The organism is Nocardiopsis sp. NPDC101807, from assembly GCF_044766605.1.
GTDB lineage: Bacteria > Actinomycetota > Actinomycetes > Streptosporangiales > Streptosporangiaceae > Nocardiopsis > Nocardiopsis tropica.
Window position 1 is genome coordinate 137,061 of sequence record NZ_JBIWMK010000010.1, and the last position, 15,099, is coordinate 152,159.

Below are 15,099 nucleotides of genomic sequence, written 5' to 3' on the forward strand. Positions count from 1 at the left end.
TCCTGCCTCACCTCGTGCCCCCGCCGTCCTGAGGACGCCCGTCGGGAAAGCATACCGACCGGCTGGTACCTCGCGCACACGCCGGGGCTCCCCGCGCGGCCCGGGACCTCACACCGCGACCACGTCCACCGCGCGGCCGTCGGGGTCGGTGAGCGTGTGGCGGCCGGGCTCCAGGGGAGGCGTCGCGAGGCGGCCGTTCACGGTGAACCCCAGGCGGACGGCGCCCGTGGAGCGTTCGGCCGTCGCCGGGTAGATCTCGAACACCACCCCGTCGGCCAGCACGGCCGCGTGGTGCACGGCCCCCCGGCCGTGCTGTTCGCGGAGGAAGCCCAGACCGAGAGCGGTGTAGAAGGACCGGCACTCCTCCGCGCGGTCGGTGTAGATGACCACGAGGGTGGACCTGGGGGTGGCCACCGGCCCCGCGGGACGCCTGTGGTCCGGCCCCGGACCCTGGCCCGGACCCGCCGCACCGCCCAGGGGCGGCACCGCCGCCAGCCCGCCCTCCAGGATCTCCCGCGCGCGGGCGTACTTGGCGCGCAGCCGGTCCGCCTGCTCCGCGGGCAGCGCGGCCAGACGGCCCTCGTCGGAGTTGTGGCGGTTGTCGGCGAGCTTGACCAGGCGCCCCAGGGGATCGGCCGCGGCCCGCCGGACCAGGTCCCCGTAGGACTCCCCCGGCCTCCGGCTCACCGCCTCGACCGCCCGGACGACCACCTCGGGACAGCCGCGTCCGCGCAGGTCGTCGGCGGTGACGGGGGTGTCCTCCAGGACGTCGTGCAGGACCCCGGCCATCTGGGCGTGCACCCCGTGGGGGGCCAGCAGGTCGCGGACCGCGAACACGTGCTCGCTGTAGGGGCGCCCGGCGCGGTCCACCTGCCCGGCGTGGACGGACCACGCCAGTCGCGAGGCCTGGTCCAGTGTCATCTCCACGGTGTGCGCCCCCTGTCCCGTCGGCATTGCCGCCGATCCGACCGTACCCCCGCGAGGGGCGCCCGACCAGACCCGTCCGGGCCCCTCCCGCACGGCGGGGCGGGGCTCCCCTCAGGAGGCGGTGTAGTTCTCCTCGTAGCCGCCCGTGGGAGGGACGGGCGTGATGACGTCGACGAGCACCCCGGAGGGGTCGGCCACGATGAAGTGCCGCTGCCCGAAGTCCTCGGTGCGGATCCCCAGCTCGGGGCGGAGCCCGCCGCGCACGACGAGTCGCTCCCACTCCGCGTCGACGTCCGCCACCTCGAAGTTGAGCAGCACGCCCTGCGCCGGCCGGCGGTAGCCCTCCGGGACGGTGGGGTGGCGGTGGTCGAGCAGTGCCAGCTCGTGGTCGGGCGGCCCGGGACGGCGCAGGCTGACGTACCAGTCGGCCGCGAAGGTCTCCTCGAAGCCGAACAGCTCCACGTAGAAGTCCCGGGCCTCCTGGATCCGGGTGGTGCCGATGACCGGGTAGAAACCGCTGAGCTCCATGCCTCCGCCTTTCACATACTTTCGGTATGTGGAGTACGCTATTCGCGTACCTTCGGTATGTCAACAGGTGGGGGAACATGACCGCGGAGACCGGAAGCCGGGCCAGGCAGCGCGAGCGCACCAGGAGGGCCCTGCTGCGCGAGGGGCGCCGACTGTTCGCCGAGCACGGGTACGCAGGCGTGGGCCTGAGCGGGATCGTGGCGGCGGCCGACGTCACCAAGGGCGCCCTGTACCACCACTTCGAGGGCAAGCCGGACCTCTTCCGCGCCGTCCTGGAGGAGGTCCAGGGCGAGGTCGCCGACGCCGTGGCGGCCGCCGCGGACGCCCGGCGGGACCCGTGGGACCAGCTGACCGCGGGCTGTCGGGCCTTCCTCACCGCGAGCACGGCCCCGGACGTGCGGCAGGTCATGCTGGTGGACGGGCCGGCCGTGCTCGGGTGGAGCGCCTGGCGCTCCCTGGACGAGGCCGGGTCCGCGCGGCACCTCCGGGAGGCGCTCACCGGCCTCGTCCGGACGGGGGCCCTGCGCCCCCAGCCGGTGCCGCCCCTGGCCCATCTGCTCTCCGGGGCCATGAACGAGGCCGCGCTGTGGCTGGCCGAAAGCGGGGACCCCGGCGACCTGGACGACGTCTGGACCGCGCTCTCGGGGATGCTGGAGTCCCTGCGCTCGCCGTGACCCGGGCCGCTTCCGAGGACGCCCGGGCACGTCCGGGCGCTATCGTGGCTGCCATGGCGGAGAGTACCGGGGCGGCGGACACCGACGGGGACGAGGGGTTCCGGGACGACTTCGTCCGCAGGTTCTCGGAGTACTGGCAGTCGCAGGGCCGCCCCAGGACCGAGGGGCGCATCGTGGGCTACCTGCTCCTCGCCGACCGCGAGGCGGTGAGCGCCGAGGAGATCGCCGAGGGCGCCCGGGTCAGCCGGGGCTCGGTCTCCCAGTCCGTGCGCCGCCTGCGCGAGATGGGCTTCGTCGAGGTGGTCGGCGTGCCGGACCGCCGCTCACGGCTGGTCGCCATGGACGAGGACGTGTGGGGCGGGTTCCTGCGCAACGAGCGCTCCTACCTGCGCCGGCAGAGGGAGCTCGCCGCGTCCGCGCTGGAGCGGCTGCCCTCCCTGAGCCCGCCCGCGCGCAACCGCCTGCGCAACATGCACGACTACATGAGCTGGCTGGACGACTACCACGACACCCTCCTGTCCCACTGGGAGGAGTTCAAGGCCGAGCGGGACCGGGGGGCGGCGGACGGGGGCGGCGCCTGAGGGCGCCGCCTCAGGAGCGCTCGTGCGGGATGACCAGCGGCGTGCGGGTGCGCGGGTCGGGCACCACGTCGCAGGGCAGCCCGAACACCTCCTCCACCAGTGCCGCGGTCACGACCTGGCCGGGCGGGCCGTCCGCGACCACCCTCCCCCCGTCCATGAGGACCAGGCGGGTCGCGAACCGGGCGGCCTGGGCCAGGTCGTGCAGGACCGCGACGATCGTGCGCCCCTGGCGGTGCAGGTCGGCGAACAGCTCCAGCAGGTCGTACTGGTGGGCGATGTCCAGGAACGTGGTCGGCTCGTCCAGCAGCAGGACGCCGGTGTCCTGCGCCAGGACCATCGCCACCCACGCGCGCTGCCGCTGGCCGCCGGAGAGCGACCCGACGTGGGTGTCGGCCAGGTCGGCCAGCCCTGTGAGCTCCAGGGCCCGGGAGATCGCCGTCTCGTCCCGGGGGCTCCACTGCCGCACCAGCGTGTGGTGGGGGAACCGCCCGCGGGCGGCGAGGGCCCGCACGGTGATGCCCTCCGGCGCGACGGGGCTCTGCGGCAGGAGCGCCATCCGGCGGGCGACCGCCTTGGCGCGCAGCCCCCGGATGTCCTGGCCGTGGAGGAGCACCCGGCCCGACATCGGCTTGTTCACCCGGCCCAGCGCCTTGAGCAGCGTCGACTTGCCGCACCCGTTGGGGCCGACGATGACGGTGAACTCCCCCTCGGCCACACCGAGGTCCAGGTCGCGCACGACCGGATCGGCCCCGTACCCCAGTGTGAGGCCCTCCGCGGACAGTACCGGACTCACAGCACACCCTTTCGCCATTCACGAACCAGCAGGTAGCCCAGGTAGACGCCCCCGAACCCCATGGTGAAGATCCCGACCGGCAGCCCGTCGCCCACCGGCGACTGCTGGACGGCCAGGTCGGCCACCACCAGCAGGAACGCGCCGACCAGGGCCGACAGCGCCAGGTTCGGGCCGGGGGCCCCGCTGAGCCGGCGGGCGATCTGCGGGGCCGTCAGGGACACGAACGCGATCGGGCCGGCGACGCTCACGGCGGCGGCCGAGAGCACCACCGACAGGACGACCGCCCCGGTCCGGGTCGCGGAGGCGCGCGCGCCGAGGGCGTCGGCCAGCTCGTCGCCCATCTCGTTGACGGTGACGGGTCCCGCCAGCAACGCCGCGAAGGGCAGTGCCAGGAGCAGGACCGCCCAGATGGTCCAGGCGTGCTCCCACGCCCTGGCGCCCAGGCTGCCGTTGACGTAGGCGGAGAGGACCCCGGCCTGGTCGCGGGCCATCACGGACACCACGAAGTGCGTGAACGCCTGGGCCATGGCGGCCACGCCGATCCCGGCGACGATGAGGCGCCCCGGGTGGCGCAGCCCGGTTCCGGTGGCCGCGGCCACCACGGCCATGGCCAGGGCCGCTCCCGCGAGGGCGCCCATCGGCACGGGGACGACGCCGGGCAGGACGAGGGCGGCGAAGGCGGCCCCCGCCCCGGCCCCCGCCCCGAGGCCGATGACGTCCGGGCTGCCCAGCGGGTTGCGGGTGACGGACTGGAAGAGCGCGCCGGCCAGGCCGAGCGCGGCCCCGGTGCCCACGGCGACGGCCAGGCGGGGGCCGCGCAGCCGTCCGAGGACGAACGCCTCGGTGGCCTCGCCCGCGCCCGCGAGCACGGCGGGCAGGCGGGTGAGGGGGATGCCGAGCCTGCCCATGGCGAGGGTGGCCGCCGCGGCGGCGGCCACGAGCACCAGGAGGAGGACCGCCCACAGCACGGAGCGCGGGTGGACGGGCAGGGCGACCGGCCCGAGCGCGAGCACGGGCGGGGCGGCCCCGCGCGGCGGCCGCGGCCGCCGCGTCCGGGTGGTGGACCGGGTCATGAGGCGCTCCGCATCTTCCTGACCGCGTACAGCAGGACGGGGGCGCCGACGAACGCGGTGACCACGCCGACCATCAGCTCCGTGGGGCGGACGATCGTGCGGCCGACGACGTCGGCGGCCAGCAGCAGGGTGGGCCCGACCAGCAGGGCGAAGGGCACCTGGACGCGGAAGTCCACGCCGACCAGGGCCCGCACCACGTGGGGGACGGCGAGGCCGACGAAGGCGATGGGGCCCGCCGCCGCGGTGGCCCCCGCGGCGAGCACGGCGCCCGCGACCAGTCCCGCCGAGCGGATCCACACGGTGTTCGCCCCGGTGGCGATCGCCGCCTCCTCCCCCAGGGCCAGGGCGTTGAGGCCCCCCGCCACGAGGAACGCCAGCAGGACGCCGGCGCCGATGACGGGCAGCACGGACAGGACGACGTCGTAGCCGCGTCCGCCCAGGGAGCCGACGACCCAGTAGCGGTAGCTGTCGAAGGTCTCGGGCATGCTCAGCGCCACCGCCTGGACGTAGGCGTTGAGCACGGCGGAGACCACCGCTCCGGCCAGGACCAGGCGGACCAGCCCGCCGTCGCCGCCCCGGCTGCCCACGGTGTAGGCGGCCAGCCCGGCGGCGAGGGCGCCGGGCAGCGCCCACCAGACCGTTCCGGCCACGGAGGTCGGGCCGAGCAGCGCGGTGGCGGTGACCACCGCGGCGGCGGCGCCCGCGTTGACGCCGAGGAGGCCCGGGTCGGCGAGGGGGTTGCGCGTGATGCCCTGCATGAGGGTGCCCGCCAGGGCGAGGGCCGCCCCGGCGACGACGCCGAGGAGGGTACGGGGGTAGCGGCTCTCCACCACGGTGGTGGTGAAGGGGTCCGCCCCGCCCGTCAGCACCTGCCACACCTCCAGGGGGGAGGTGGGCTTGCTGCCCATGACGAGGCTGAGGAGGACCGCCCCGGCGAGGGCCGCGGCGCCCGCGCCGAGCATGAGCACGGCGCGGGCGGGACCCGGGCGGGACGGAGCCGTGAGTGTCTTCACGTTCGCCCTGTCGGTGGGGATCAGCTGTCGGCGTTGGCCGCGGCCTCTTCGATCATGGGCACGTAGCGCTCGATGACCCAGGGGACGGTGAGCGGGTTGATGATGGAGGACGCGGTGACGAAGGAGGTGTCGTCGGCGGCGACCACGGCCCCGCTCTCGACGGCGGGGATCGCCGCGTAGAGGTCCTGCGCCTCGATCTCGGCGCGCGTCTCCTCGTCGGTGTAGAACGTGAAGAGCAGGTCGCTGTCGGCGAGCTGGTCGGCGTTCTCCAGGCCGATGATGGCGGAGTCGGTGCCCTCGGTCTCGGGGAAGGTCTCGACGACGGGGTCGACGGTCAGGCCCAGGCCGCGCACCATGGCGACGCGCTGCTCGTCGGGGAGGAAGACGCCGAGCGTGCCGGGGCCGTCGGTGTAGACGTAGGAGAAGGTGAGGTCGGCGAACTGCTCGTTGGCCGCCGCCGCCTCGTCGAACTGCGTCTCGATGTCCCCGATGAGGCCCTGTGCCTCCTCGGGCTGGCCCAGCGCCTCGCCGATGATCTCGATCTGCTGGTCCCAGTCGGTGCTCCAGGGGAGCTCGGGGTAGGCGACCGTGGGGGCGATGTCGCTCAGGATGTCGTACTGCTCCTGGGTGACGCCGGACCAGGGGGCGAGGATGACGTCGGGGGCCAGCTCGATGATCGCCTCGAAGTCGATGTCGTCGGCGCCGGCGAACTGCTCGGGCAGCTCCCCGCCCGACTCGGTGACGGCCTCGTGGATCCAGGGGAGGTACCCGGTGTCGTCGCTGCCCCACTCGTAGCTCTCGACGCCGACCGGCACGACGCCCAGGGCGATGGCGGTCTCGGCCGAGCCCTGTCCGAGGGTGACGACGCGCTCGGGCTGCTCGGGGATCTCGGCGGTGCCGAGGGCGCTCTCGATACTGACCGGGAACGCGCCGCCCGCCGTGCCGCCGCTCTCGCCGCCGCTCCCGCCGGAGTCCTCCTCGGCGCCGCCGCAGGCCGCGAGGCCGAGGGCGAGGAGGGCGGTGAGTCCGATGCCGCTGGCGCGGTGGAAGGTGGAGGCCATGCTCACACTGCTTTCTTCGTCATGAGGGTGGCCGCGTCGTACCCGGCGGGCCCGTTCCGCGCAGGGGCTATCGGCCCCGAGGGGAAACACGGAGGACGAAACGGGAGAACCCCGACAGAACGAAGGTTAGTCTAACCTCACTTCCCATGGATTTCAAAAATTCTGAACCCGGCGGACGGGCTCCGCCCCAGGTCAGGTGCGACAGGGGCGCACCCCGGTCCGGGGACCCGGCCCCGGACCGGCGGGGAGGGTGTCAGGACCTCGCCAGGTGGACGCGGGCCTCCCACGGGCGCAGGGGCGCGAACAGCCCGTCCTCCTCGGGGTAGTTGCCGATCAGCCTCTCGGGATCGCGCCCGGCGACCTTGGGGTCCAGGTCCAGCGGAACCGTGTCGGCGCTCCAGTTCACCAGCACCGTCAGCACCCGGTCGTCCAGGGTCCGGGTGTAGGCGTACACCGCGGGGTCCTCCTCCGCCAGGGGCTCGAACCGGCCGTGCACGATCACCGGGTGCTCCTTGCGCAGCGCGATCAGGCGGCGGTAGTAGTGGAAGACCGAGCCCTGGTCGGCGACGGCCGCCTCCGCGTTGATCTCGACGTGGTTGGGGTTGACCCCGATCCACGGCGTGCCGGTGGTGAACCCGGCGTTGGGCGAGGCGTCCCACTGCATGGGCGTGCGCGCGTTGTCCCGGCTCATCCGGGCGATGCCCGCCATGGCGGTGTCCGCGTCCACCCTGCCGCCCTCCACCGCGGCGCGGTGGTAGTTGAGGGTCTCCACGTCCCGGTAGTCGCCGATGTCGGCGAGGTGGGCGTTGGTCATCCCCAGCTCCTCGCCCTGGTAGACGTACGGCGTCCCCTTCATCATGTGCAGGGTCGTGGCCAGGGCGGTCGCCGACTCGACCCGGTACCGCTCGTCCCCGAAGCGCGACACCGCCCGGGGCTGGTCGTGGTTGTTCCAGTACAGGCTGTTCCAGCCGGTCCCGCCCAGGCCCTCCTGCCAGCGGTTGAGGGAGCGCTTGAGCTCGCGCAGCTCCAAGGGGCGCGGGTCGAACTTGCCGCCGGGGCCGTGGTCGAGGTCCACGTGCTCGAACTGGAACACCATGTCGAGCTCGCGGTTGGCGGGGTCGGTGTGCACGCGGGCCTGCGCCACTCCCACCCCGGGCATCTCGCCGACGGTGAGCACGTCCCTGCCCGCGAAGACCTCCCTGTGCATCTCGTGCAGGAACTCGTGCAGGCGGGGGCCGTTCACGGCGTACTCGGCGAAGGACCCGTGCCCGTGTTCCCCCGAGACCGGGCCGTCGGGCATCTGCCGCGTCTTGGAGACGAAGTTGATCACGTCCATGCGGAACCCGTCGGCGCCCCGGTCCAGCCACCAGCGCGCCACGTCGTGGACGGCCTCGCGCACCCGTGGGTTCTCCCAGTTCAGGTCGGGCTGGCGCCGGGTGAACAGGTGCAGGTAGTACTCGCCGGTGGCCTCGTCCGGGGTCCAGGCGGGGCCGGAGAACACCGAGCCCCAGTTGTTGGGCGGCCCGCCGTCGCGCCCGGGCCTCCAGAAGTAGAAGTCGCGCTTGTCGGGGTCCCCCGCGCGGGAGGCGGTGAACCACGGGTGCTCGTCGCTGGTGTGGTTGACGACCAGGTCCATCACCAGGCGCATCCCGCGCTCGTGCAGCCCGTCGCGCAGCCGGTCCCAGTCCTCCAGGGTGCCGAACCGGGGGTGGATGTCCCGGTAGTCGCTGATGTCGTACCCGTTGTCGTCCCAGGGCGAGGGGTAGACGGGCGAGAGCCACACGACGTCGACGCCCAGGAGTTTCAGGTAGTCGAGCCTGGCGATGACGCCGGGCAGGTCGCCGACCCCGTCGCCGTCGCTGTCGTTGAAGCTGCTCGGATAGATCTGGTAGACGACGCTGGACTTCCACCAGTCGGCGCTCTGCTCCAGGGGCATAGGGGTCCTCTCCTCCGCGGCCGCGTGTGAGCCAAGTTACTGGAGCGCCCCGGGGCGGGACAGTTTTCCTCGACCCCCCTTCCCGATTCCCGCAAGATCCCCGCCAACTGGTCTGGACCGGTAGGGTGGCGAACCGCTCGGACGAACCGTGTCCGATTGAAGGAAAGCGGGAAATATGGGGCGCGGCGCACTGTCGGAGCAGGCCGAAGGCGCGTGGCGTGCGGGCGGCGAACGGAAGCTGTGGTCGCGGAACTTCTCCCTGTTCTTCTCCGCCCGCGTCGTGGCCAAGCTCGGCGACGGGATGCTGCCCGTCGCCCTGTCCGCCGGGCTGATCGCGCACGGCCACGGGGCGGGCGGGATCGGCCTCGCGATGGCGTCCTTCTCGGCGTGCTTCGTGGCCTTCGTGGTCTTCGGCGGGGTGCTGTCCGACCGCTGGGGGGCGCGCCGGCTGATGATCGCGGCCGACCTGGTGCGCGTGGTGACCCAGGGAACGGTGGCGGTCCTCTTCCTGACAGGACACGTGGTGCTGTGGCAGATCTGCGTGATCGGCGCCGTGAACGGGATCGCCGCCGGCGCGTTCCAGCCGGGTGCGGGCTCTGTGATCCCGAGGGTGGCCGGGGACGTGCACGGGGCGAACGCGGTCATCCGCACCGCCGAGGCACTCGCCATGCTGCTGGGACCGGCCGTGGCCGGGCTGCTGGTGGCCCTGTTCTCCGCCGCCGGCGTCCTGGCCGTCCACGCGGGCGCCTACGCGCTGGGAGCGGTCCTGCTGGGGCTCGTCCGGCTGCCCGGGACGGCCGGGCGGCGGGGCCGGGGGCCCGGCTACGCCGCGGACCTGGCGGAGGGGTGGCGCGAGTTCCGCAGCCGCACCTGGATGTGGTCGGTGATCCTGTTGTGGATGGTGCTGATGGTGAGCATGTGGGGACCTCAGGTCCCCCTGACCGCGAGTGAGATCATCACCGGCCACGGCGCCCAGGCGTTCGGCCTCGTCAGTTCCGCCCTGGGCGGCGGCACGGCCCTGGGCGGCCTGGTGGCGATGCAGGTGCGGCCGCGGTTCCCCCTCAGGGCGGGCACGCTCGCGCTGTTCGGCGCCGGAGCGTTCTCCGTCAGCGTGGGGCTGGGCCTCCCTGCGCCCGCGCTGGCCCTGGGGGCGGCGGTCAGCGGCGCGATGATGGGCTTCTGGGGCGTCATGTGGAGCACCAGCGTGCAGACCCACACCCCCCGCCGGGTGCTCGGCCGGATCCACTCCTACGAGATGGCGGGCTCCCTGGCGATGATGCCGGTGGGCCAGGCCCTGGCGGGACCGGCCGCGGAGCTCTTCGGGGCGCGGCCCCTCCTGCTCGTCGGCGGGGCGGCCACCCTCGTGGTGGGCCTGGTGCTGCTCCTGGTGCGCCCCGTCCGGAACCTCCGCGCCGTCCCGGCGCGGCGCTGACGCCGCCCGCGGCCGAGCCGGCGCCGACCGCGCCGAAACATCCTCACACCGCGTCCGACCCGCACAGGCCCTGATCGGCCGCCGCCCCGCCCTCTCGCGCACCGGCGCGGTGGCCGGACGCGCCCAAATAGTCTATATTTCCTACTGCTTTAGTCGGGAGATGGCGCCGCGCACCCGCCGGCCACGACACCGCGCAACGAGAAAGGAGTCCCGATGGGCGCAGAACCGCTCCTGTCCGTCGACGGGGTCGCGATCGGGTACCCGGGCCCGCGCGGCCGCGTACCGGCGGTCGCCGGCGTCGGCTTCACCGTCGGCCACGGCGAGACCGTGATGCTGATCGGCCGTTCCGGCTGCGGGAAGTCCACCGTCCTCAAGGCCGTCGCCGGCTTCCTCGCCCCCTCCGCCGGGCGGATCTCCTTCCACGGCGCGGAGGTGGAGGGTCCCGGCCCGGACCGGGCCGTGGTCTTCCAGGAGCTGGACCAGCTCTTCCCCTGGCGCACCGTCCTCGGCAACGTCGCCTACGCGCTGCGCGCGACCGGCACGCCGCGCGACGAGGCGCGCGCACGCGCCACCGTCCAGCTGGAGCTGATGGGGCTCGGACACGCCCTGGACCGCCACCCCCACCAGCTCTCGGGAGGCATGAAGCAGCGTGTCGCGATCGCCCGCGCGTTCGCCCTGGAACCCCGCATGCTGCTGATGGACGAACCCTTCGGGGCCCTCGACGCCCAGACCCGCGGCCGCCTCCAGACGGAGCTGGCCGGACTGGCCCGGCGCACCCGCGTGAGCATCCTCTTCGTCACCCACAGCATCGACGAGGCCGTGCTGCTCGGCGACCGGGTGGTGGTGCTGGGCGGGCGCCCCTCGTCCGTGGTGGAGACCCTCGACGTCGCGGGCCTGGACCGTCCGGACACCGAGGAGTTCACCGCGGCGCGCCGCCGCCTGCGCGCGCTGCTCTCCGACGAGAGGGAGGAGGCCGGCCGTGCCGTCCTCGACTGAGACCGTGCCGCCCGCCGACGCAGGGCGCAGGCGGTCGGCCGACCCCTGGTCGCGGCTCCCCGTCGGCCTGCGCAGGAGCGTCCTCCTGGTGGCGCTGCTCGGGGTGTGGCAGCTGTACGTGGTCGCCGCCGGCGTCAGTCCGCTCGTCTTCGCGGGGCCCTGGGACGTGGCCGCCGCGTTCGCGGAGGGCTGGACCGGCGGCGCCCTGGTGGGGCCCACGCTCACCACCCTGCGGATCCTCGGTCTGGGAATGCTCATCGGCACGGCGCTGGCCGTCGTGCTCACCGCCCTCGCGGTCGCCACGCGCTTCGGCGACGACCTGCTGACGCTGCTCACCGCGATGGTCAACCCGCTGCCGTCGGTGGCGATCCTGCCCCTGGCCATGCTGTGGTTCGGCCTCGACGAGACCGCCCTGGTGTTCGTGGTGGCCAACGCCGTCCTGTGGCCGATGGCGGTCAACATCGGCATGGGCTTCCGCACCGTCCCGGCCACCACGCTCATGGTCGGCCGCAGCCTCGGCCTGCGCTCGTGGCGGCTGATCCGGGACGTGCACCTGCCCGCGGCCCTGCCGCACACCGTCGCCGGGGTCAGGACGGGCTGGGCGTTCGGCTGGCGCACCGTCATCGCCGCCGAGCTGGTCTTCGGGGTCGCGGGCGCGCAGGGAGGACTCGGGTTCTTCATCAACGAGGCCCGTTTCCACCTGGACATCCCGGACGTCTTCGCGGGCCTGGTGACCATCGCGCTGATCGGGATAGCGCTGGACCTGCTGTTCACACTGCTGGAGCGGCGGACCGTCGTCCGCTGGGGGATGAAAGAGGGAGCCGCCCTGTGACCGCCGTCAGAACACCACGGTCCCCCGGACGCCGCGACGTGCTCCGCGGAGGCCTCGGCCTGCTCGCGGGCGCCGCCGTCGTGGGCGCTGCGGGGTGCTCCGACCGCTCCGGGTCCTCCGGGGACGGATCCGGCACGGTGGCGATCGCCACCGGATACGGGCTCAGCTACGCGTCGCTGACCGTCGTCGAGGCCAGGGGGTGGCTGGCGGAGGCGCTTCCCGACCGCACCGTCGAATGGCAGGTGCTGAGCGGGGGCTCGGCGAGCCGGGACGGCATGCTGGCCGGCAGCCTCCAAGCGGGCACCGGCGGCCTGGCGCCCTTCCTCCAGGCGCGCGACAGCGGCGTTCCGTGGAAGGTCGTCACCGGCCTGAACAACATGCCGCTGTGGATGGTCACCATGGACGACCGCATCCGGAGCCTGTCCGACGTCACCGGCGACGACCGCATCTCCTCGCCCCAACCGGGCTCGATCCAGTCGATCGTGCTGGCGCACGCCGCCCGGGAGGAGTTCGGCGACCCGGACCGGTTCACCGGCAACCTGGTGGCCATGCCCCACCCCGACGCTCTCCAGGCCCTGCTCAGCGGGCAGATCGCGGCGGCGGTCACCGCCCCGCCGTTCCAGTACCAGGCCGAGGCCGAGGGCGCGCGGGTGCTCCTCGACAGCTACGAGGTCCTCGGCGGTGCGCACGGCTTCAACGTGGTCACCGCCCTGGAGGACTACGCGGAGGAGAACCCCGACGTCGTCGAGGCCCTGCACGCCTGCGTGGAACGCGCCAACGAGCTGATCACCGGAGACCCCGAGGAGGCCGCCCGCATCCTGTCCGAGGCCGAGAACGGGGCGGTCACGGCGGAGGAGTACCTGGAGCACCTGGGCCGGGACGGCATCGAGTACACGACCGCGCCGCAGGGCCTGGAGAGGATCGGCTCGTTCATGGCCGAGATCGGCGCCATCGGCGCCGCCCCGGAGAGCTGGGGCGACCTGGTGTTCGACACCGTCGCCGACGAGGACGGCAGCTGACACGGTTCCCGGCGCCGGACCCGCGCGGGGGGCTCCGCGCGGATCCGGCGCCCGCCGGCCTCCGCGCCCGGTAGCGTGTCGGAACCCGTCCACAGGGGGCCGCGCACGGGTTGTCCCGGTCCCCGGCCGGGCATACGGCAGAGGAACCACGACACGAAGGGGTGCCCATGTGCCTCCACGGAACCGGTGAGACCGTCCGCGCGCGGAACGGCCGGTCCGACTCCGCCCCGGCAGACGCCCCGCACCCGCCGCCCGGCCCCCTGCCGTGGCCCCGGGCCTTCCACCGGGTGGCCGACCTGAGCCACGTGATCTCGCCGACGATGGCCGGGTGGGACGACGTGAAACCCGTGCGGGAGACGGTCTCCGAGGCCGCCCCCGAGGGGGAGTTCGGCCTCTACCTGCAGCAGTGGACGTTCGGTGAGCACACGGGCACGCACCTGGACGCCCCCGGGCACGTGATCGGCGGCGGCCGCCTGGTCCCCGACATCCGTCCGGAGGAGCTGGTCGCGCCCGCCGCCGTCATCGACGTCAGGGCCCGCGCCGCGGAGGATCCGGACACCACGGTCACGGTGGACGACGTCCTGGCGTTCGAGCGGGCGCACGGGGAGATCCCGGCCGGGGCGGCGGTGCTGATGAACTCGGGGTGGAGCGCCCGCTGGGCGCGGGGGGACGAGGCGGTGCGCGGGGTGGCGGCCGACGGCTCGTGGCACTTCCCCGGCTTCGGCGCCGAGGCGTGCGAGTTCCTGGTCGCCCGGAGGCGGGTCGCCGGGGTGGGGGTCGACACGCTGAGCACCGACCCGGGTTGCTCCACGGACTTCGCCGCGCACGAGGTGCTCGGCCGCGCCGACCGGTGGGGGCTGGAGTCGCTGACCGGCCTGGACCGGCTGCCGCCGAGCGGGGCGCTGCTCAGCATCGGGGTCATGCCGGGGCTGGACGCCTCCGGCGGACCGAGCAGGGTGCTGGCCCTGTGGTGACCCCGGCGCGGCGGCGCGGCCGGGAGCCGCGGGCGGTTCCTCAGCACCCCCGGGGGTGCGGCGCCCTGCCGCCGTCCGGGTGCCACTCCAGCAGCATGATGGTGGCGTCGTCGGTGAAGCTGCCGCGCTGGTGCTCGTGGATGGCGTGGATGAGGCGCCGCAGGGTCTCGGGGGCGGGCTCGTCGGCGGAGGCCGCACGGATGACGAAGTCCGCGAACTGTTCGAGGCCGAACATCCGCCCCTCGCTGTCGTGGGCCTCGGTCACGCCGTCGGTGTAGAGCAGTACCTGGTCTCCGGGTTCGAGCTGGAGGCGGTGGACGGCGCGCGCCTCGGTCCCGCCCAGGACGCCGCCGAGGCCGAGGGGGACCTCCGGCTCCCGGTCCAGGGCCCCGGGCACCAGTCTGCGGTCCCGGATGAGCAGGGGTGTGGGGTGGGCGCAGTTGGCCCAGGAGAACATCCCGTCGGCCAGCTCCAGGGTGGCGAAGACACCCGTGCAGAAGCGTTCGGGAAGCCACTGGAACAGGGCCTGCTCCACACCCGCGGTCAGCTCGGCGAGGTCGGCCCCGTTGCGCCTGGCGCTGCGGGCCCCGGCCATGGCCACCGACGCGGTCAGGCCGGAGGCCAGGTCGTGGCCCATCGCGTCGAGGATGACGGCGTGCAGGGTGTCCTTCGTGATCGAGTGGTCGAAGGCGTCGCCGCCGAGTTCGTAGGCGGGTTCGAGGACGGCGGTGGACACCCCCCGTGTGGTGCCGAGCGTGCGCGGCGGCAGGAAGGCGCGCAGCATCTCGGTGCGCAGCCGCACCGGCCGCGTGCGGGTGTGGCGGACGTAGGTGTCGCTGTAGGCGCGTTTGGAGGTGACCACCAGGGCCAGGAGGGAGGCCAGCGTCTGGCAGCGGCGCAGGGTGGGCTCGTCCAGGGACTCCGTCCTGACGTGCAGGACGCCCATGCGGTCGGCGCCGTCGCGCAGGGGGAGCCACAGGCTCAGCTCGCCGTCGCCCCCCTCGTCGAGCCGCAGCGTGTCGGAGCGGTAGGCCTCCCCCGCCTCGGTGGAGTCGACACCGAGCGGGGGGCCGCCGGTGAGGGGGAAGAGGAGGTTCTGCTGGATGTCGACGACGTGGACGGTGACCGCCGTGAGGCCGATGGCCTGGCCGTAGCGCTCGGCCGCCTCCAGGACCTCGATCGGCCCGCAGCCGTGCACGGACCTGACCAGCTCCTCGAACAAGAGCTCGCCCTCACCGATCGGGGTCCCGCCGACCATGC

General features: G+C 73.9%; 15 protein-coding genes. 7 read left to right on the plus strand and 8 right to left on the minus strand.

What is annotated here, in order from left to right; translation table 11 throughout:
- Positions 1 to 108 precede the first annotated feature (108 nt).
- Complete coding sequence (locus ACIRPH_RS27190; protein WP_402919309.1) at positions 109 to 954, minus strand: metal-dependent phosphohydrolase; 846 nt, start codon at positions 952 to 954, stop codon at positions 109 to 111.
- 84 nt (positions 955 to 1,038) lie between these two features.
- Entirely contained in the window at positions 1,039 to 1,455 is a 417-nt protein-coding gene (locus ACIRPH_RS27195; protein WP_402919311.1) for a VOC family protein, read from the minus strand.
- Between the two features lie 77 nt (positions 1,456 to 1,532).
- Here ACIRPH_RS27195 and ACIRPH_RS27200 point away from each other — a divergent pair, with 77 nt between their 5' ends.
- Positions 1,533 to 2,129, plus strand: a complete 597-nt coding sequence (locus ACIRPH_RS27200) for a TetR/AcrR family transcriptional regulator (RefSeq protein WP_402919313.1) — start codon at positions 1,533 to 1,535, stop codon at positions 2,127 to 2,129.
- Positions 2,130 to 2,182: 53 nt separating this feature from the next.
- Positions 2,183 to 2,710 (plus strand): GbsR/MarR family transcriptional regulator, encoded by a 528-nt coding sequence (locus ACIRPH_RS27205; RefSeq protein ID WP_402919315.1) that lies wholly within the window; start codon positions 2,183 to 2,185, stop codon positions 2,708 to 2,710.
- Between the two features lie 10 nt (positions 2,711 to 2,720).
- Here the strand turns inward: ACIRPH_RS27205 and ACIRPH_RS27210 are convergent, their stop codons facing one another.
- From ACIRPH_RS27210 to ACIRPH_RS27230, 5 genes are all read right to left on the minus strand, one after another.
- On the minus strand, positions 2,721 to 3,503 hold the full coding sequence (locus tag ACIRPH_RS27210; protein WP_402919317.1) for an ABC transporter ATP-binding protein: 783 nt from the start codon (positions 3,501 to 3,503) through the stop codon (positions 2,721 to 2,723).
- Positions 3,500 to 4,576, minus strand: coding sequence for a FecCD family ABC transporter permease (locus ACIRPH_RS27215; RefSeq protein WP_402919319.1), 1,077 nt, complete (start codon positions 4,574 to 4,576; stop codon positions 3,500 to 3,502). Before ACIRPH_RS27215 ends, ACIRPH_RS27210 begins: the two co-directional genes overlap by 4 nt.
- Entirely contained in the window at positions 4,573 to 5,538 is a 966-nt protein-coding gene (locus tag ACIRPH_RS27220; protein ID WP_402919566.1) for a FecCD family ABC transporter permease, read from the minus strand. The genes ACIRPH_RS27215 and ACIRPH_RS27220 overlap by 4 nt, the downstream gene beginning before the upstream one ends.
- A gap of 71 nt (positions 5,539 to 5,609) precedes the next feature.
- Positions 5,610 to 6,650 (minus strand): iron-siderophore ABC transporter substrate-binding protein, encoded by a 1,041-nt coding sequence (locus ACIRPH_RS27225; RefSeq protein ID WP_402919321.1) that lies wholly within the window; start codon positions 6,648 to 6,650, stop codon positions 5,610 to 5,612.
- Between the two features lie 253 nt (positions 6,651 to 6,903).
- On the minus strand, positions 6,904 to 8,586 hold the full coding sequence (locus ACIRPH_RS27230; RefSeq protein ID WP_402919323.1) for an alpha-glucosidase: 1,683 nt from the start codon (positions 8,584 to 8,586) through the stop codon (positions 6,904 to 6,906).
- 175 nt (positions 8,587 to 8,761) lie between these two features.
- Between ACIRPH_RS27230 and ACIRPH_RS27235 the strand changes: the two genes are divergently transcribed.
- The 5 genes from ACIRPH_RS27235 to ACIRPH_RS27255 all read left to right on the plus strand — a co-directional run bounded on the left by ACIRPH_RS27235 (position 8,762) and on the right by ACIRPH_RS27255 (position 13,839).
- The gene (locus tag ACIRPH_RS27235) at positions 8,762 to 10,018 is read left to right on the plus strand and encodes an MFS transporter (protein WP_402919324.1); all 1,257 of its coding nucleotides are present in this window, start codon (positions 8,762 to 8,764) and stop codon (positions 10,016 to 10,018) included.
- A 213-nt stretch (positions 10,019 to 10,231) separates the two neighbouring features.
- Positions 10,232 to 11,014, plus strand: a complete 783-nt coding sequence (locus tag ACIRPH_RS27240) for an ABC transporter ATP-binding protein (protein ID WP_402919326.1) — start codon at positions 10,232 to 10,234, stop codon at positions 11,012 to 11,014.
- Positions 10,998 to 11,846: an ABC transporter permease gene (locus ACIRPH_RS27245; protein WP_402919327.1), complete on the plus strand. Its 849-nt coding sequence runs from the start codon at positions 10,998 to 11,000 to the stop codon at positions 11,844 to 11,846. The genes ACIRPH_RS27240 and ACIRPH_RS27245 overlap by 17 nt, the downstream gene beginning before the upstream one ends.
- A complete protein-coding gene (locus ACIRPH_RS27250; protein ID WP_402919329.1) occupies positions 11,843 to 12,865 on the plus strand; it encodes an ABC transporter substrate-binding protein in 1,023 nt (340 codons plus the stop codon). Before ACIRPH_RS27245 ends, ACIRPH_RS27250 begins: the two co-directional genes overlap by 4 nt.
- A 167-nt stretch (positions 12,866 to 13,032) precedes the next feature.
- A complete protein-coding gene (locus tag ACIRPH_RS27255) occupies positions 13,033 to 13,839 on the plus strand; it encodes a cyclase family protein (RefSeq protein ID WP_402919331.1) in 807 nt (268 codons plus the stop codon).
- 40 nt (positions 13,840 to 13,879) lie between these two features.
- Here the strand turns inward: ACIRPH_RS27255 and ACIRPH_RS27260 are convergent, their stop codons facing one another.
- Complete coding sequence (locus ACIRPH_RS27260) at positions 13,880 to 15,097, minus strand: PP2C family protein-serine/threonine phosphatase (protein WP_402919333.1); 1,218 nt, start codon at positions 15,095 to 15,097, stop codon at positions 13,880 to 13,882.
- Positions 15,098 to 15,099 lie beyond the last annotated feature (2 nt).